This is a genomic window from Streptococcus infantis (genome assembly GCF_047465035.1).
Lineage (GTDB): Bacteria > Bacillota > Bacilli > Lactobacillales > Streptococcaceae > Streptococcus > Streptococcus infantis_T.
Map to the genome: position 1 here is coordinate 1 of NZ_JASHAQ010000009.1, position 19,067 is coordinate 19,067.

Below are 19,067 nucleotides of genomic sequence, written 5' to 3' on the forward strand. Positions count from 1 at the left end.
TTGGCTTACCATCTTTACCTGGGATTTCTACCTTAGTTCCTGGTTTGTATGTTGAGCCATCTGGTTTCTTCGGTGTTACCGTAACGTCACCTGTCTTAGGATCTTGTTCCAACTCTACTGTTGGTGTGTTCTTATCCGCATCTGTACGTGGATCTACTACCTTAACAGTTACTGGAACTTCATCCTTAGAGCCATCTGGGTAAGTGACAACTGCTGTTGTTTTCTTATCGCCTGGTGTTGTAGTGTCTACTGGAGTCTTGTATTCAACTGTAGTTCCTTTTGGAAGATCTCCTACATTACCGATTGATTTCTTAGGATCTGGAGTTTCACCTACATTAACAGTTTGCTCTTGAGGTGTTGGATTGTTCTTCTCTGCATCTGTACGTGGATCTACAACCCTAACAGTTACTGGAACTTCATCTGTTGAGCCATCTGGATAAGTAACTACTACTGTACGTGTGACTTGACCATTGTTAACAGTTGGAGTTTCTCCAGCTTTCCATGCATATGTCGTTGTTGTACCTGGTGTTGTTCCTGTAGCCGGCAAGTCAGACTTGTTGGCAATATAAGTCTCTGGTGATCCCAAATCTGGAACAGTTCCATTTGAAGTCAGATTCACTGTAGGATTTGTAGCTGTTGGTGTATATTTCTCAGCTTGCTTACGGAACTCAATCTGAATATTGGCGTTATTAGCAGTGTTATTGTTTGTGTTGTTATTTGTCAGACCTTCTTGGTCATATCCACTAATATAACGATTCCAGATATTTCGACTAGCTGGAGTATTGATAACCTGATCTTTACCAACATGACCTGAAATATTAACTTTATATGGGTTAGTATCTGTCGCATTGCCAGCTTGACCTAAATTACTTGTCTTATCCGTGAAGTTAATACTTGTACCATTAGCAGGAAGTTCAAGACGACCACCATTTGTAACTTCGAAATTACCTGATGGTGCTACTGCTTGAGCATTGTCGTGAACCTTAATCTTATCCAAGCGACCACTGTTATCAGTTAAGTTCACATCAACGCTAAACTCTTCTTCACGATAAACGATAATCTTATGTGGGTTAGTACTATCAATTTCCGCATTCTTAATAGGAGTTAAGCTAGTAATTGTTGGCGCTACTGTGTCACGAACTGTGAAGGTTACAGGTACTTCATCTGTTGAACCATCTGGATAAGTAACTACCGCTGTACGTGTGACTTGACCATTGTTAACAGTTGGAGTTTCTCCATCTTTCCATGTATAAGTCGTTCTTGCACCTGGCGTTGTACCTTCAGTTGGCAAGTCAGACTTGTTGGCAATATAAGTCTCTGGTGAGTCATAACCACTGATTGTACCATCTGTCGCTACATCGATTTTAGAGCCTGTTACTGCTGTTGGTGTATATTTATCAGCTTGCTTACGGAACTCAATCTGAATATTGGCGTTATTAGCAGTGTTATTGTTTGTGTTGTTATTTGTCAGACCTCCTTGGTCATATCCACTAATATAACGATTCCAGATATTTTTGCTAGCATCAGCTTTGACTTCCTGATTTTTACCAACATGACCTGAAATATTAACTTTATATGGGTTAGTATCTGTCGCATTGCCAGCTTGACCTAAATTACTTGTCTTATCCGTGAAGTTAATACTTGTACCATTAGCAGGAAGTTCAAGACGACCACCATTTGTAACTTCGAAATTACCTGATGGTGCTACTGCTTGAGCATTGTCGTGAACCTTAATCTTATCCAAGCGACCACTGTTATCAGTTAAGTTCACATCAACGCTAAACTCTTCTTCACGATAAACGATAATCTTACGTGGGTTTTTACTATCAATTTCTGCATTACGATTATCAGTTAATTTAGTAATTGTTGGTGCTACCTGGTCAGCTGGTATTATCTTAGCTGGAGTTGTTACATCAGGAACTTCAACAGTTGGTTGACCTGGTTCTGTAATCTTACCTATACCTGGGACATTACCTTCAGGTAAATCACTATTAGGTACTTTACCTTTACCGTCTTTACCGATTGTGACTGGGATTGGCTTGTCACCTTTACCTGGGATTTCTACCTTAGTTTCTGGTGGGTATGTTGAGCCATCTGGTTTCTTCGGTGTTACTGTAACGTCACCTGTCTTAGGATCTTGATTCAACTCTAATGTTGGTGTAATAGATTGTGTAACCTTGACAGTTGATGTAAACTCCGCACTTTGTCCAACGTTATTGACAGACTTGACCTTGACCTTATAGTCGCCAGGATCTGAAGCAACACGACCTGTGATAATAAGCTTGTGCTCATAATCACTCACTTTTTGAACTTCAACTTTTTGATCTTTAAGTTCCAGCTTACTATCCACTAACTTGATAGAATCAGCTGGATTATAACCTAGTTTTGGATCACCAAGTGAAAATCCTGCTAGATTATCTTTAGTTGTAAATTCAAGTCGAATTTCCTTACCTTTTTCGATAGTTTGATCAGCCCCCGTCACCTTAGGAGATGGCAAACCATACCATTGCATATCATTTCGGTGGGTGCTGAACTCATAGGAGCGCATCCCTGCTGCATACATGAGTGGAGTCCCCTCAGCAGCCTTGGTTTTGAAACGAAAGATATAGTTTGATGCACTATCCTTAGTTCTACCACGATAATCAATATCAAAATGATAGACTCTTTGCGTATGCTGGATCAACCAATCCTTCAAATAATCTGATACCAGAACATCCTTCTCCGTTGTCGTACGGGCACCACCTGTACGATTAAAATAGAGTGTATCAGGTTTTGAAATGATTTCTTCAAATGTTTTAATCTCTCCATCAGCACCTTTCCAGAAAGCATCGGTAGTGGCGGCTTTGCCCCAAGCCTGCTCGATAGCTCCACCAGGGGTACCAATGTTAACATCCTTAGACGTAGAGCTAACCTGATCTTTAAAAATGTCGTATAAGTTTCGTGGTAATCTTCCTTGAGTTTCAATACGTCGTTTTCCACCAGAACCACCCCAGTAACTACCAAATGATGCCGAACCGTCGTCTACCAAGGTATGACCAGTTGGAATGGTAAACCAAGCATGGGCATTTTGGTGGTTTTCAGGATTACCTTCAAACTCAATGACCCAATCGTATGTATCTCCGTTTTTAGTGACATCAACCTTAACGACATCCTTGACATCCTTAACTCTTTGATTATCCGCAGTATTTTGGTTACGGTCTCTAAAGAGCATGGTACCAGCTGGATAACCTGAGCCATCTCCTTCCTTTGTGAAGTAGAGCCCAACAGCATTGTCATAGGTTGCCCCCGCATCAGCGCGAAGCGTTGTCCCAACTGGGATAGCTGCGCCATTACGGACGTCATTACGCCCCGAAGTCAAACGATTACGTGCAATCATAACAGAGCTTTCGTTACGTTTGATGACACGATTCATATCCTCAACATCACGAAGGCTAACTTCTACACCACCAAATGCAGACTTGGCTACAGCAACTTGGGCGATAGCTTTTTCCAAGATTTCACGTGTCAAGTCATTCTCAGGTGTTTGGGCGATAGCCTGCTCCAAACGATCAATAGATACTTTGAGACTAGCTTTAGCTTTTTCCAGTTGCTCAACATTGGTATTTTCTGAAGTTTCCTCAGACTTAGCTGAAATTTCTGGAGTTGGCTTCACTACTTCTGGCTTGATTTCCGGAGTTGCTTCCTGTGTACTTTCACCATTTTTATCTTCTTTGCCTTGAGATACTTCCACTGCTCGTAGCTGGTCCAAAACATTGGTCAAGCGAGCTACTAAAGCGTCCACTTCTTCTTGACTCACTTTTGAATCAGCGAGAGTCTGTTCAGCCTTGACAAGTTCTTCCTTGGCACGGACTAAAAGATCTGTATTAGCAGCTTCCTTGACGTGGAGCTGGTCTTTGATCTGTGCCACAAGCTGACTTGCAGTAGCTGTATCCACTTTTACAGAACTAGCAGGCTCTTCCTTATCCTGCGATGCTAGCGGACTAGTATCTTGAGTTAAAGCCTCTACATGAGGTTTGTCGACAGGTGTTACGCTATCCGCACTAACGACACGCGCACCCAAAAACATCAGCGCTGCAACAGCAACTGAAGCCGCACCAAAGCTATACTTACGAATAGAGAAGCGTAAGACTTTTTCCTGTTGTCGACGCTTTACTCTACTTAGTGAATTTGATTTTTTTTCCATCGTTCCTCCTTATATTAAAGACAAAATCAAATTGAGAAGCAATATTCCCTCTGGGGAATAATACAATAAAAATTACTATGATGACCATCTCTTAACACATCATAGCTATTTCAGGCAAATTATACCATTTTAAATTGATTTAAACAAGCATAAAGCCATTCAATCTCTCGAATAAAGCGCAAACATATTCGAATGTCTATAATACATTAATATATATTTTGTTTAAATAAAACAGAAAGATTCTCCTTTCTGATGACATTCTCTATATATCAGATTGGCAAGTGTACTAATCGCTCACCGGTTGAGAACTTTTGGGAACATTTCAAAACTGAGCACTAGGATTAAAGACATACAATATTTTGAGAGGGGCTTGGTACGAATATTGACGCCTACTTTTTTCAAGAATACAAAAACGACCTTGTACTTCTTCAAATGAGTAACAAGGTCGTTTTTTGATCTTTTATTATTTCATCGTTCACTTAACAGTGAGTAGTTCAATCTTTAACGAAATGCTTATTTTAGTCTTCTTTTTTCTTTCCAAACGCAAGTCCGAGACCACTTAGCATACCAAGAAGCCCTAAAGATGCAAGAGTCATACTTGACTCTGTTCCAAGTCTTGGCAATACATTTTGAGAACCATTTGACTTAGATTCCTTATCAATAGTAGCTGTAGTAGATCTGTGATTTGCATTCGGACTAACAGCATCTTGAATTGGAGTAGCTAGTGGATCTGTGGATTGACTAGAATCACCATTAGTATCAGGTGTTACTGGAAGAACTTGAATTGTATTTGAACTTACTTTTCTGAAAATATGTGTGATTATAGGTTCTTTATCATCGACTTCAGTTCTTAAAAATTCATATCTCGGAATTACTCCATGACCAGCTGCTCCTGCATCTCCTGTCTTAACTGATGATTTCAAGACATTCCCATCCTCATCATTCCATCTAACCTCAATCATTAGCTCTGGCAATGCAATTGAACCCGATAATGCATCGTTTTCAAAAGTTGTTACCTTAGGAACTTCCACAGATGATTTACCTGGTTCAGTAATCTTACCTGTACCTGTTTTTTCTACGTTTGGTAGATCACTGTTTGGTACTTTACCTTTACCATCTTCATCGATTGTAACGACGATTGGATTACCATCTTTACCTGAGATTTCTACCTTAGTTCCTGGTGGATATGTTGACCCATCTGGCTTCTTCGGTGTCACTGTAACATCACCTGTCTTAGGATCCTGTTCTAACTCTACTTTTGGTTCTTTCGTTTTCCCATAAGTTCGAACGGTTGTTGGAGTTACCTTACCTGTTTTTGGATCAACTTCATAGGTAGTGATATCAATCACATCACGGCCTTCAGAATCTTTAGATTGTTCAATCTGAGTTTTTGCACCAACTTTAACAATTGTCTTACCTGCTGGGGTGACGACTGGATTGCCAACGTGTTCTGTGATATGACCGTCGTTTGAATCTACATCGTAAGTGGTTGTTGTAACTGTTTTACCTTTAGCTCCTTCAACGCAGTCATCAGGTGTGCCAACTTCTCGTTCACCATCTCTAACATATTCAACTTCTGGTTCAATCGGGTTTTCTACTACTTTGTCCTTCGCTGCGACTTTGACAATTGTTTCTGTTGGATTCACTACTACTGGTTTTCCTACTGTTTCTGTAATAGCACCTGTAGTAGGATCAACACTATATGTTGTTGTGATAGTGATTGAACCTGCTTGGCCTGCTTCTTCCACATTTGGTTGATCTTTTTCGCGCGTATCATCTTTTACATATTTCTTAGGTGATGGGATTTCTGTTTTTTCTACTTTATCCTTCGCTGCGACTTTGACGACTGTATTCGTTGGTTCTTTCGTACGAACTGGTTTACCTTCACTTGCTGTAATCTTTCCAGTATTAGGATCCACAGTGTAAGTGGTTGTGATAGTGTCTTCGCCATCTTCACCTTTAACAGTAGTTGGGGCTGTACCTTTTTCTTTCGTATCATCTTTTTCATAGACAACAGGTGATGGTACTACTCTCTTCTCAACTGTTGGTTCTTTCGTTTTCCCATAAGTTCGAACAGTTGTTGGAGTTACCTTACCTGTTTTTGAATCAACTTCATAGGTAGTGGTATCAATCACATCATGACCTTCAGAATCTTTAGATTGTTCAACCTTAGTTTTAGCTCCTACTTTAACGATTGTCTTACCTGCTGGGGTGACGACGGGGTTACCAATGTGTTCTGTGATATGAGCATCGTTTGAATCTACATCGTAAGTAGTGGTAGTAACTGTTTTACCTTTAGCTCCTTCAACGCGGTCATCAGGTGTGCCAACTTCTCGTTCACCATCTCTAACATACTCAACTTCTGGTTCAATCGGTGTTTCTACTACTTTGTCCTTCGCTGGAACCTTGACAATAATTTCTGTTGGATTCACTACTACTGGTTTTCCTACTGTTTCTGTAATAGCACCTGTAGTAGGATCAACACTATATGTTGTTGTGATAGTGATTGAACCTGCTTGGCCTGCTTCTTCCACATTTGGTTGATCTTTTTCGCGCGTATCATCTTTTACATATTTCTTAGGTGATGGGATTTCTGTTTTTTCTACTTTATCCTTCGCTGCGACTTTGACGACTGTATTCGTTGGTTCTTTCGTACGAACTGGTTTACCTTCACTTGCTGTAATCTTTCCAGTATTAGGATCCACAGTGTAAATGGTTGTGATAGTGTCTTCACCATCTTCACCTTTAACAGTAGTTGGGGCTGTACCTTTTTCTTTCGTATCATCTTTTTCATAGACAACAGGTGATGGTACTACTCTCTTCTCAACTGTTGGTGCTTTCGTTTTCCCATAAGTTCGAACGGTTGTTGGAGTTACCTTACCTGTTTTTGAATCAACTTCATAGGTAGTGGTATCAATCACATCATGACCTTCAGAATCTTTAGATTGTTCAACCTTAGTTTTTGCACCAACTTTAACAATTGTCTTACCTGCTGGGGTGACGACTAGGTTACCAACGTGTTCTGTGATATGACCGTCCTTTGAATCTACATCGTAAGTGGTTGTAGTAACTGTTTTACCTTTAGCTCCTTCAACGCGTTCATTAGGTGTGTCAACTTCTCGTTCACCATCTCTAACATACTCAACTTCTGGTTCAATCGGGGTTTCTACTACTTTGTCCTTGGCTGCGACTTTGACAATTGTTACTGTTGGATTTACTACTACTGGTTCTCCTACTCTTTCTGTAATTGTTCCATCTGATGGATTTACTTCGTAAGTAGTTGTTACTGTGCTTGAACCTGCTTGTCCTGCTTCTTCTACATTGTCTTGGCCTTTATCGCGCGTATCATCTTTTACGTATTTCTTAGGTGATGGGATTTCGGTTGTTTCTACTTTATCCTTCGCTGGAACCTTGACAATAGTTTCTGTTGGATTTACTACTACTGGTTTTCCTACTGTTTCTGTAATAGCACCTGTAGTAGGATCAACACTATATGTTGTTGTGATAGTGCTTGAACCTGCTTGGCCTGCTTCTTCTACATTGTCTTGGCCTTTATCGCGTGTATCATCTTTCACATATTTCTTAGGTGATGGGATTTCGGTTGTTTCTACTTTATCCTTCGCTGCAACTTTAACAATAGTATTAGTTGGTGCTTTCGTACGAACTGGTTGACCTTCATTTGCTGTAATCTTTCCAGTATTAGGATCCACAGTGTAAATGGTTGTGATAGTGTCTTCACCATCTTCACCTTTAACAGTAGTTGGGGCTGTACCTTTTTCTTTCGTATCATCTTTTTCATAGACAACAGGTGATGGTACTACTCTCTTCTCAACCGTTGGTGCTTTCGTTTTCCCATAAGTTCGAACGGTTGTTGGAGTTACCTTACCTGTTTTTGAATCAACTTCATAGGTAGTGGTATCAATCACATCGCGACCTTGGTTATCCTTATTACGTTCAACCTTAGTTTTCGCACCAACTTTAATGACTGTCTTACCTGCTGGGGTGACGACTGGGTTGCCAACGTGTTCTGTGATATGACCATCGTTTGAATCTACATCGTAAGTGGTTGTAGTAACTGTTTTACCTTTAGCTCCTTCAATACGTTCATTAGGTGTGTCAACTTCTCGTTCACCATCTCTAACATATTCAACTTCAGGTTCAATTGGGGTTTCTACTACTTTGTCCTTGGCTGCGACTTTGACAATAGTATTCGTTGGTTCTTTCGTACGAACTGGTTTTCCTTCACTTACTATAATCTTTCCAGTATTAGTGTCCACAGTGTAAGTTGTTGTGATAGTGTCTTCACCACCTTCACCTTTAACAGTAGTTGGGGCTGTGCCTTTTTCTTTCGTACCATCTTTTTCATAAACTACTGGGGATGGTACTACTTTCTTCTCGACTGTTGGTTCTTTCGTTTTCCCATAAGTTCGAACGGTTGTTGGAGTTACCTTACCTGTTTTTGGATCAACTTCATAGGTAGTGGTATCAATCACATCGCGACCTTCAGAATCTTTAGATTGTTCAACCTTAGTTTTCGCACCAACTTTAACGATTGTCTTACCTGCTGGGGTGACGACTGGGGTACCAACGTGTTCTGTGATATGACCGTCCTTTGAATCTACATCATAAGTGGTTGTAACAACTGTTTTACCTTTTTTACCCTCAGTACGCTGAGATGTTGTACCGAAGTCTTTTTCAACATCTTTAACGTATTCTACTTCAGGTTCAATCGGTGTTTCTACTACTTTGTCCTTCGCTCCCACTTTTACAACTCTAGCTATTGGTATAGTTACGACTTCTGGTTTGCCTTTTGATGGAGTTAGGGTTCCATTTACTGGATTTACGCTATATGTTGTGGTGACTTTAGTTTGTCCTGATTTCCCTGAAAATTGAACAGTATCAGTACCTTTTGGACTGTTCTCATCTTTTAAATAAACTGTTTTGGGTTCAACTGAATTATACTCAACTATATCCTTCGCGCCCCCTCTATTGACTACTTCTTCCTTCTCAGTCGAAGTAAGATTGCCAGTTTTTGAGTTTACTGTGTAGTTTGTTGTCTTCTTAACAACGTCGGCTCCTCTTTTAATGTATTCTACTTCATCCTTGGCTGCGACTTTGACAACTGTTTCTATTGCCGGTTGCTTAACTACTGGTTGTCCTACATGTTCAATAAGATCTCCAGTGTTAGGATTTACACTATAAGTTGTTGTTACCGTCTGTTTCCCAGTTTTTCCAGGTACTTCAATATTATCTTGTCCTTTTTCGCGTGTATCATCTTTTACGTATTTCTTAGATGATGGGATTTCTGTTGTTTCTACTTTGTCCTTGGCACCATCTTTCTTGAAGATTTCATCAGTTGTATTCTTAGTAATATTTCCTGTATCAGGATCCTTAATACTAACAGTTGTTGACTTAATGATGTCATTTCCGAGTTTGCTATATACAGTAGTTTCTCCAACTTTTTCTAGAGACTTGGCTGTAGTAATCTTAGGATTTTGAAAACCTATCCCATCTAAGGAAATTCGTTTCCCAGAAATAAACTCTGGTCGTCTATTAATCATATCGGCTTCAAAATAAGAACGGGAACTATGCCCTCCTTTTGTATCCCCAACATTTATAATAACATCACTATCATTGCTGACACCTTTTCTTATCGTCGAATCATTATCAACAATATAATGAGTCAATTTCCCTAACTTAGCTATTTTTTTGCTATCTAAACCTTTCTGCCAAAATTCACGACCAGAAACCAAACTTGTCACAACTTTTGGGGCATTAAATGTTGTTCCTTTTTTTAATACATTATTATAAAAGTTTCTATAAGCCAGCTGTTCTTTAGTAGACATGACTCTGCTGTCAGAATACGCCAACTGATAGGCTTCAACCATTGCCCGTTGTACTAAATATCCTCCCAGAGAATGTCCTGTTAGATAAAGGTTGGTGATACTCTTATCCTTAGCTAATTCACGCATAATTTCTTCTGCTTCTTTAGCTTGTTTAGGGTTACCACCTGTTCCAAGTGTTATATCAGCACCTATGTCTTTAGAATCACTAGTTCCACGAAATGCTAGTACCTGGGCAGTTCCATTTGGTAAATATAAGAAATCGCTCTTAGTCTCAAATAATACAGCATCAAGTCCACTGGATGTATGATAACTTTTCTTTCTTTTCCAATAAGGTCCCAATTCCCTATTCATCATCATATATTCATAGCGTGGTTTACTTTCACCTTTCTTTTTGTATAACTCTGCTTCTGTTAAAGGTGTCTTATGATCCAGTACTCTGTCAATGTACTTATCGTCACGGTAGGACAATTCCATGAACATAATCATATCACGTTCACTTACATTCCATTTTAATTTTTCATCTGACTTTTCGTCACTGTCAATAATACCATCACCATCAGTATCCTCTAGTAGCGGATGACTATTATAACCTACATACTTTTTCCCATTTTTTTCATAAATATAAAGCTCTTCTTTATCCTTCAAGTAATCATCATCTGTATAACCTTCTGGATTTAACTTGGGACCATTAACTAATAAACTATCAAGTTGATCACCTTCTGAACCGATTATTCCTGCTTTGATTTTTTTAGCATCTTCCTCAGTCAATTCATATTTTTTAATCTCAGTAGGATTTGATGCTGCTCTAACCTCTGAAGCACTTGATCTGTCTTCACCAGCCACCAAAGTAGTTGCCGTCGAATTGATAGTTTCCTTACCACCAGAAGTATCTAGAACTGTCTCTTTTGTAGCTACTGTTGAAATCTCTTTAGCATCTATCTCAGAAGAAGCATTGTTTCGATGTTCTGAGATACTTTGAACTTCTTCTTTGATCTCCACAGTCGGCAGTGAATTGTCAATCTCAGAATTAACTTCTATCCCTGATTTATCATTATTTTCCGTAGAAGCCAAAACTCCTTGAGTTGGAGCAAACAAGGCAACCCCTATTAGTACAGATGCCGCTCCAACAGAAAACTTCCGAATCGAAAAACGTTGGCGTTTATTAAAGATATCTTTCATGTTATCCAATCCTTTTAACTATTTTTCATACTTAATATAGAAAACGTTAACATCTTCTGTTAACAAAATCATAATTTTTGTTTCTCCTAAAATTTAGGAAGTTTACTCTACTTTAATACATCACATTTTAAATCCTTTCAATCTTTAAATAACTAGTTGTTGTAATAGCTAAACCCAGTCACCCAGTTCATCAGGCGGGTTATTTAGGTTACGGACAGAACCGCTAATTTTAGACTTCCAAAAAACTCTGTAAAAAAGTACAAGGTTATCTTTTTCTATTTTATCACCTAGGTACATTTCCCCGTCCATATGAAGATCAATAACTTGCTGTTAAAATTTCAGTAAATTAAGAAAGAAATCTAAATATTGCACTTTCTATACTGCCATTATATCACAAAGAGTTCATTAAAAGAAAAAAAATCACCATTCTTGATTTTCTAGAAAACCAAGAAATGGTGATTATATATTAATTTTCTTGAAGCTCGATGACAATTTCTTGACCATTTTCTTTTTCTTCCACAACTATTTTCTCTTCCAGTTGTGATTTAAAATGATTCAAGGTTTCTTTTGAAGCTTCAGTCGCTTGTTGAGCATGATATTTTGCTTTATCAAGAACAGTGTCAAGAGTAATTTCCCCAGATTCAATCTGCTCTTTTGTTTTAAGAACAAATTCTTTGGTTTGTTCTTTGACATCCGTTAATTTTTCACAAACCTGCTCTTTAGCATACTCAGGATCTTCTTTTAGATCTTCTAAAAATTCTTGTGCATGGCTTCTCACTTGCTTACCTTTATCACTTGTTAAAAACAAGGCTGCAGCAACACCTGAAACAGTTCCTAGAAAGATAGATGATAGTTTACCCATTAGCTTACTCCTTTTTTATTTTTTGAAAAATTTACTTGCAACTCGAATAGCTGACAAGCCTGCGCCAGTCTTCAATGTTTTTGAACCAGCAGATGATGCCTTTTTACTCAAAACACGCGCTTGATCATTAAGGTCTGATACAGAAACAGACAAATCAGCCACTGCTGTAAAGAGGGGGTCAATCGTTGCCACTTTAACGTTGATATCATCAACCAGAACATTGACCTTTGTAAGCAATTCATTTGTTTGATGAAGAGTTACATCTACATCTGATGTTAAAGTTTTAACAGTTTTTTCAGTTTCATCAATTACACGACCAACTTTTTGAAGGGTAATAATCAGATAAACTAAAAATACAACCAAGGCAATTGCCACAATAATATAAGCCACTTCTAACATTTTAATTCTCCTTTTTTACATTATAAAATGGTGCTTTTTCCCGATTTTGATAAAAGATGATATAAATACCAAGGCCAATCAATAGGGCAGACAACCACTGGGATACTCGGAGCCCAAAGAACATGAGACTATCCGTACGCATTCCCTCGATAATCATACGTCCAAATCCGTACCAAATTAGATAAAAGGCAGTGATCTGACCACGACGGATATTCTTTAATCGGCGTCTAAAAATGACAATCAAGGCAAAACCGATCAGATTCCAGATAGATTCGTATAAGAAGGTTGGTTGGCGGTATGAGCCATCAATATACATTTGATTCTTAATAAAATCAGGTAAGTAATCAAGATTTTCAACGACTGCTCCATAAGCTTCTTGGTTAAAGAAGTTTCCCCAACGCCCTAAACTCTGAGCAATCATGACGCTCGGAGCTGCAATATCTAAGAAATCCCAAGTATTGATTAATTTGCGATCAGCAAAGATATAGAGAACAATCGCTCCAGTAATTAAACCGCCATAAATCGCAAGACCACCATTCCAAATAGCAAAAATCTCTCCCAGATGTTGGCTATAGTAATCAAATCTAAAAATAACATAGTAGAGTCTAGCACCAATGATGGATAAAGGAAAGGCAATTAAGATAAAGTCCAAAATATCATCAGATAAAATCTTCTTTTTAGGCGCTTCTTTACTGGCAAGGTATACCGCTAAAACAAGACCTGAAACAATGCAGAGTGCATACCATCTAACAGCTAAAGGACCAATTTGAAAAGCGATTGGATCAATCATCTTTCACCTCGTTCTTTGCAATCAGATTTGTCAATCTTTCTTCAAACAATCGAGTAGCATCAAAGCCCATTTCCTTAGCACGATAATTCATCGCTGCTGCTTCGATAACGACAGAAATATTACGTCCTGTTTTTACAGGAATGCGGATACGCGGAATGGCTACTCCAGAAATCTCCAATTCTTCAGCATTATTGCCTAGGCGATCAAAAGTCTTTTGTGTGTCATAATTTTCTAGATAGACAGCCAACTGAACTTGTGAAGAATCCTTAACTGCACTGGCACCATAAAGACTCATCACATCTATAATACCAACACCACGAATCTCAAGTAAATGCTTCAAGATTTCAGCTGGTTCACCCCAGAGAGTCATTTCATCCTTAGCAAAGATATCTACACGGTCATCCGCTACCAAACGGTGTCCTCGTTTCACGAGTTCTAGACCTGTCTCACTCTTACCAATACCACTGTCGCCCTGGATTAACACACCCATACCATAGATGTCCATCAAGACACCATGTACACTTTCACGCTCAGCCAAACGAGAATCTAGGTAACTTGACAATTCCCCAGACAGACGACTTGTTGCTGTACGACTCGTTAAAATAGCGATTTTACATTCTCTAGCAGCCTTTAGCATTTCCTCTGGAACTACTAAACCACGCGCAACAATAACTGCAGGTGTTTCTGGTTGAAACATCTTTTTCAAAACCTGGTAGCGGTTATGAGAAGACATACTAATCAGATAAGACCACTCTTTCATTCCCAAAAGTTGAATCCGCTCTGGAGTATAGTAGTCAAAATACCCCGTCATTTCAAGCCCTGGTCGCGTAATATCCGCAGTATTGATTTTCTTTTCAAGTAATTCAGTCTCACCATAGACAATGTCTAGTCTGAGCTTATCAATCACTTCTTTGACTAAAACCGACATAATTTTCTCCTTCAATCAAGTTCTTCCCTCTATTATATCAAATTGTAGGAGGAAGTTTCAGAATTTTGCAGAATTTATAGGATTTATTTAAAGCAAAAAAGACTAGATTACTCTAGCCTTTCTTATTAATTAGAATTTTTTACGTTTACGAGCTGCTTCTGACTTACGTTTACGTTTTACAGAAGGTTTTTCATAGAATTCACGTTTGCGTGTTTCTTGAAGAGTACCAGCTTTAGTAACTGCACGTTTGAAACGACGAAGTGCATCGTCAAGAGATTCATTCTTACGTACTACTGTTTTAGACATTTTTTTCACTCCCTTCAAGTTCAAGATCTATTCTATTTTACACGGAATAAAGAAAATTGTCAAGAAAAAAATGAAATTCTCCCAAATCATTCAATTTAAAATTTACAAGATTTTACCATTATGTCTAGCCTAGTTCTCCACTTCTAAGGTTTGTTCTAAACAAACACTTAATTTTTTAATTTCTAACCCCATGTGATCTAGGTACTCCCAATAATCTGACGGTAGATCAGAAATGATATACACATCCTGACTCTCAAAATGCCAGACAAGGTGTTTAAGTATCTGCTCTTGAATAAAATGTAAATACTTTAGTTGACCTAAACTGATAGCTTCTATCTTTGCTAAATACTGACAAAAAGCAGAAAGTGATGAACAGTCAAATTTGTCTTCTTCATGTAAAAAATACAAAAAATTTTGATTTTCATCCCTCATCATATTTGAAATATATCCAGACCAAAAAACCACCCAATCCATAGGATCGAATGGTCTTTAATGATAAAAATCTTATTTTTTTAACAAGCTGAGTGCTGCTGCATCTGCGATAATGGTCACATCTGGATGGTTTTGCAGGCTACTTGCAGGTAGACTTTCTGTCACAGGACCTTCAACAGTTCCAGCGATAGCTTCTGCTTTTGATTCCCCATAAGCAAAGAGAAGGATAGATTTAGCATCCAAAATATTTTTAATCCCCATTGAAATAGCTTGAGTTGGAACATCTTCAATCTTCTCAAAGAAGCGCGCGTTAGCTTCGATTGTAGACTGATCTAGCTCTACAAGGTGAGTTTGGCTATCAAATGGTGTGCCTGGTTCATTAAAGCCAATATGACCATTGCGGCCAATTCCTAAGATTTGTAGGTCAACTGGATGGTCAGCAAGAATTTGGTTGTAGCGTTCTACTTCTGCTTCTGCATTATCCTTGACACCACGTGGCAAGAAACTTTCTTTAAATGGCTTCTTGTTGAATAGATTTTCTTGCATAAAGTAACGGTATGATTGAGGATTGTCCCCATCAAGACCTACGTACTCATCCAAGTTCACACTTGTAAGATTTGAAAAATCAAGATCGCTCTCAACGATTCGTTGGTAAAATTCCAGAGGGCTACTTCCTGTTGCAAGTCCCAATGTTTGTGCACCGTTTTCCAATTTTTCTTTTAAGATATCAAAAGCAACTTTTCCACCTTCAATTGGATTTTCCACTTGAATAACTTTCATAATTTTGTCCTCCATATTCTTTATTTTATTATATGGTATAGACCAATTTTTGTCAAGTGAAAACGATTTATTTTTGTTGAAAATATGACAGTAGCCTCAAAACAGCTACTGTCTTGTCTCATTTGATTCTTAAAACCTTGATAGACTTGACAAATAGTAGGAAAGAGCCAAAAAAGCTCGATAATATTTGTAATAGGCAAATTCCTATAGATATTATGGAGCTTTTTATTGTATCGAATTGTCAAATGAAGAGCAGATAGTAGATTGCATACAGAATAGTGCACTGTGACTTCTAAAACATTGCGAGAAATTGATTTGACTTCCTTAATCAATTTATCCAGATTTTATTTCACTTCACTATACTTTCAAGGTCTATTATTTAGTATATCCTCCGACAAGTGAATAGTATCATCAACTAACATGAGATTGCTAGCATTGAAAGAATTTTTTTAATAATATTAGCAACATATTTATTTTACAAAAAATATTAATCATAAAAAATCTTGTTCATCTATACTGAATCTATAAAATATATTTTTTTAAAGTATTTGATAAAGCTTGATAACCAGCGACACTGAGATGAAGACCATCCGTTGTATAGTCTGCCTTGAGTTGCCCCTCTTGATCGAGTAAGTTCTCAAAAACAGGCACAAATTCAACCTGCATATAGGCAGAGGCAAGGTCTTGATAGGCTTGGTTCCAGGCCTTGATTTTCTCATTGGTACGAATATAAACTGTCTGTTTAAAATTCTCCCCCTCATTGACCGGCAAGATTGAAACTAGCTTTATCTGTGACAGTGGATAGTCGCGTGAAATAGTTTGAATCACACTCTCAAGATTGTTTAGCGCTTCATTTATTGGAACATCTTTTCCGATGTCATTTGTCCCAATCAAAAGCACAATTTGATCCACTGCATCGCCATAGAGATGGGCATCAAGATTTTCTTGTAAAAGTCCAGTCTGGTAGCCTCGAATCCCTCGGTTCACAATGGTTTTTGACGTTCCCAATAATTCTTGCAAGGGATAATACTCTATAATGGAATCCCCGATAAAAATGATATCTGGTTCAATTACAGAAATCTGATTGAGTTCACGATACTTGGTTTGGATTTTCTCTTGCTCTTTTAAGAGCCAGTTCTCTAATAGTTGTACTGCCAAGTTATTCTCCTTCTTCTAGCCAGTTTTCTAAAGCTTGGTAAACACCTGCCTGACTGTTGGCTGGCGCCACTTTTGTCGCAACTTTCTTGACAGACTCCTCAGCATTTTCCATGGCGTAAGAAATTCCTGCCAACTCTAACATTTCGATGTCATTTTCACTATCACCAAAGGCCATGATTTGGTCAGGTTTTAAGTTCCAACGTTTGAGCAATTCTTCTAGGCCCCACGCCTTATGAATGCCATCCTGTAAGATATCAATACAGCCATATCCACTAGAAACAGCTCGCACCTGACCATCAAACAAGTCATTGATTTCTTGTAAAACAGAATTTAATCGTTCTTCTCCAACAACCATACTCATCTTGAGGACACCTCCAAAGAGACTTGAGTCAAATTCATCAACAAAGTGCATTCGTTGATAGAATTTCTCTATCATCTCCGGAGTCATAAAATTTTCAAGTTGAGTAAAAACGGTGCCTTCTTTCACAAAACCGCCATTCATAGCAGTTACGACAAACTGATCCTGACACTCTCTGCCTTTAAAATGGCCCAAAGCCTTATCAACCATAGCATCATCCCAAGTCTGAGCTTGAATCAATTGATCATTTTCGAATATACGAGCACCATTAGCAACCACAAGAACTACTCTTTCTGCTAGATGTCCCAGTAATTGTCGCATTCGATGAACTTCATTTCCAGTTGCAATGACAAAACGAACGCCACGTTGATCTAACTGATCTAAAATTTTCTCTAGTCGAGGTAGGTCCAGTTGTCCTTGAGGATCCAACAAAGTACCATCCATATCCGTCGCTATTATCTTAATATCCATCTTGCTCCTCTTTTAATGTCACTACCACTTCAAACCTACATGCTCGTTCATTTCTTTATAGGCTGTATCAATCCGTTCCTTGGTATCTTCATCTAACTGACTACGGTATTTCCCACCCTCTATAAAATCTTCTAAAATGTAGGTCTGGTACAAATAGAGCGGATAGCCTTCTGGAGAATAAGTTCCTTTTGGTGTCCTATTAACCCAGCTGGGATGTGCTTTAGCCGTCTCAATCGTAGTCTTACCTGCTTTTTTCTTAATGGTCACATCCATGAGAACACCACGTTCTGTCCATTTTGCATTTTCCTCATCTTGCATAGTCTCAATTCGCTGATTTGAGATGAAATTCCCCATAGAATAGATAATGAGTTTCTTGTCCCCATCTTTCTCAACCGTTTCAGCAGGCTCAACTACGTGAGGATGACCACCAAAGATAATATCAGCTCCCCAATCAATCATCTTGTGATAGAGAATCTTTTGTTCTTCAGTTGGTTCCAATTGGTACTCAATTCCCATCTGAGGCATGATAATTGTAATATCCGCTTCCCTCTCTGCTCGTTCAATTTCAGCCTTCATCTTGTCTTCATTTAAGTCAGAAAGATGATTATCATAGTCTTCTTTAGAAATGTATTCTTCAATGCCGTTAAATCCATAAGAATAGGCTAAAAGGGCAACTTTAATCCCGTTAACTTCCTTGATGACTATCGGTGCTTTCTCTCGTGGTTCATGAGTATAAACACCAATTGGTGTCATTCCAGCTTTTTCGATAGCATCTGCAGTTGAAAAAACTCCCTCAATCTGAGAATCCAAAATATGATTGTGAGCCAAGTCTAAGACCTGATAACCAGCATCTTTTATAGCGTCCATGACTTCACCAGGTGCATTAAACAAGGGATAACCTGCGAGATAATGGTCTTTATTTACAGTTCCTTCAAAATCACCAAGAACTAAGTCTGCTTGCTTTAGCCAAGGTTTTACATACTCAAAATTTTCATGGAAATCATAAGTCCCATCTTCTTTTAGAGCAGTTCGATAAATCGGAATATGATAGAGGATATCACCATTTGCCATTATACGCGCACTTGTTTCTTGCTCCGTATCTGCATTCTTTTCCTGAGAATTTAACTTTTTCTGCACAGCACTTGGATTACTACTGCTTAAAGAAATTCCTCGGGTTCCTTCCACTAATAAAGTAAAAATCATCGAGACAGCTACCGAAGCTAACAAGACCACAATAAAAGTGCGATTGTTCCACTGCTTATAGTTCCTGAAAAATCGAACAGAATGTCTAATAGCATATAGAACAGGACCTTTTTTTCTTTTTCTACTACGTTGTTCCAAATTTTTTCTCCCTACTTTTTGATGCAAGTCACCT

At 38.4% G+C, this 19,067-nt stretch carries 12 protein-coding genes; all 12 read right to left on the minus strand.

Going from position 1 to position 19,067, the window contains the following annotated elements; genetic code table 11:
* Positions 1-4,183: Rib/alpha-like domain-containing protein (locus tag QM406_RS05410; RefSeq protein WP_414273646.1), on the minus strand; the 4,183-nt coding region annotated here is incomplete at its 3' end.
* 518 nt (positions 4,184-4,701) lie between these two features.
* Positions 4,702-11,208, minus strand: a complete 6,507-nt coding sequence (locus tag QM406_RS05415; RefSeq protein ID WP_414273647.1) for a G5 domain-containing protein — start codon at positions 11,206-11,208, stop codon at positions 4,702-4,704.
* 466 nt (positions 11,209-11,674) lie between these two features.
* Positions 11,675-12,070, minus strand: a complete 396-nt coding sequence (locus QM406_RS05420; protein ID WP_414273648.1) for a YtxH domain-containing protein — start codon at positions 12,068-12,070, stop codon at positions 11,675-11,677.
* Between the two features lie 15 nt (positions 12,071-12,085).
* The gene (locus QM406_RS05425) at positions 12,086-12,469 is read right to left on the minus strand and encodes a DUF948 domain-containing protein (RefSeq protein WP_153224907.1); all 384 of its coding nucleotides are present in this window, start codon (positions 12,467-12,469) and stop codon (positions 12,086-12,088) included.
* A 1-nt stretch (position 12,470) separates the two neighbouring features.
* Positions 12,471-13,259, minus strand: coding sequence for a prolipoprotein diacylglyceryl transferase (lgt, locus tag QM406_RS05430; protein WP_153224908.1), 789 nt, complete (start codon positions 13,257-13,259; stop codon positions 12,471-12,473).
* Complete coding sequence (gene hprK, locus QM406_RS05435; protein WP_194251822.1) at positions 13,252-14,187, minus strand: HPr(Ser) kinase/phosphatase; 936 nt, start codon at positions 14,185-14,187, stop codon at positions 13,252-13,254. The genes lgt and hprK overlap by 8 nt, the downstream gene beginning before the upstream one ends.
* Before the next feature lie 129 nt (positions 14,188-14,316).
* Positions 14,317-14,493: a 30S ribosomal protein S21 gene (rpsU, locus tag QM406_RS05440; RefSeq protein WP_000048054.1), complete on the minus strand. Its 177-nt coding sequence runs from the start codon at positions 14,491-14,493 to the stop codon at positions 14,317-14,319.
* Between the two features lie 129 nt (positions 14,494-14,622).
* Complete coding sequence (locus tag QM406_RS05445; protein ID WP_414273649.1) at positions 14,623-14,928, minus strand: hypothetical protein; 306 nt, start codon at positions 14,926-14,928, stop codon at positions 14,623-14,625.
* Between the two features lie 69 nt (positions 14,929-14,997).
* Positions 14,998-15,705 carry a glucosamine-6-phosphate deaminase gene (locus QM406_RS05450; protein ID WP_049508421.1) on the minus strand — a complete coding sequence of 236 codons (708 nt, stop codon included), beginning with the start codon at positions 15,703-15,705 and terminating at the stop codon, positions 14,998-15,000.
* A 522-nt stretch (positions 15,706-16,227) separates the two neighbouring features.
* Positions 16,228-16,863: an SGNH/GDSL hydrolase family protein gene (locus tag QM406_RS05455; protein WP_414273650.1), complete on the minus strand. Its 636-nt coding sequence runs from the start codon at positions 16,861-16,863 to the stop codon at positions 16,228-16,230.
* Between the two features lies 1 nt (position 16,864).
* Positions 16,865-17,692 (minus strand): HAD family hydrolase, encoded by an 828-nt coding sequence (locus QM406_RS05460; RefSeq protein WP_414273651.1) that lies wholly within the window; start codon positions 17,690-17,692, stop codon positions 16,865-16,867.
* A 21-nt stretch (positions 17,693-17,713) separates the two neighbouring features.
* The gene (locus tag QM406_RS05465) at positions 17,714-19,033 is read right to left on the minus strand and encodes a CapA family protein (protein ID WP_414273652.1); all 1,320 of its coding nucleotides are present in this window, start codon (positions 19,031-19,033) and stop codon (positions 17,714-17,716) included.
* Positions 19,034-19,067: the final 34 nt, after the last annotated feature.

What these genes read in the sequence shown, in the direction of transcription:
- QM406_RS05415 (WP_414273647.1), bottom strand. Translation starts at nt 11,208, where the DNA reads ATGAAAGATATCTTTAATAAACGCCAACGTTTTTCGATTCGGAAGTTT.
- QM406_RS05420 (WP_414273648.1), bottom strand. Translation starts at nt 12,070, where the DNA reads ATGGGTAAACTATCATCTATCTTTCTAGGAACTGTTTCAGGTGTTGCT.
- QM406_RS05425 (WP_153224907.1), bottom strand. Translation starts at nt 12,469, where the DNA reads ATGTTAGAAGTGGCTTATATTATTGTGGCAATTGCCTTGGTTGTATTT.
- lgt (WP_153224908.1), bottom strand. Translation starts at nt 13,259, where the DNA reads ATGATTGATCCAATCGCTTTTCAAATTGGTCCTTTAGCTGTTAGATGG.
- hprK (WP_194251822.1), bottom strand. Translation starts at nt 14,187, where the DNA reads ATGTCGGTTTTAGTCAAAGAAGTGATTGATAAGCTCAGACTAGACATT.
- rpsU (WP_000048054.1), bottom strand. Translation starts at nt 14,493, where the DNA reads ATGTCTAAAACAGTAGTACGTAAGAATGAATCTCTTGACGATGCACTT.
- QM406_RS05445 (WP_414273649.1), bottom strand. Translation starts at nt 14,928, where the DNA reads ATGATGAGGGATGAAAATCAAAATTTTTTGTATTTTTTACATGAAGAA.
- QM406_RS05450 (WP_049508421.1), bottom strand. Translation starts at nt 15,705, where the DNA reads ATGAAAGTTATTCAAGTGGAAAATCCAATTGAAGGTGGAAAAGTTGCT.
- QM406_RS05460 (WP_414273651.1), bottom strand. Translation starts at nt 17,692, where the DNA reads ATGGATATTAAGATAATAGCGACGGATATGGATGGTACTTTGTTGGAT.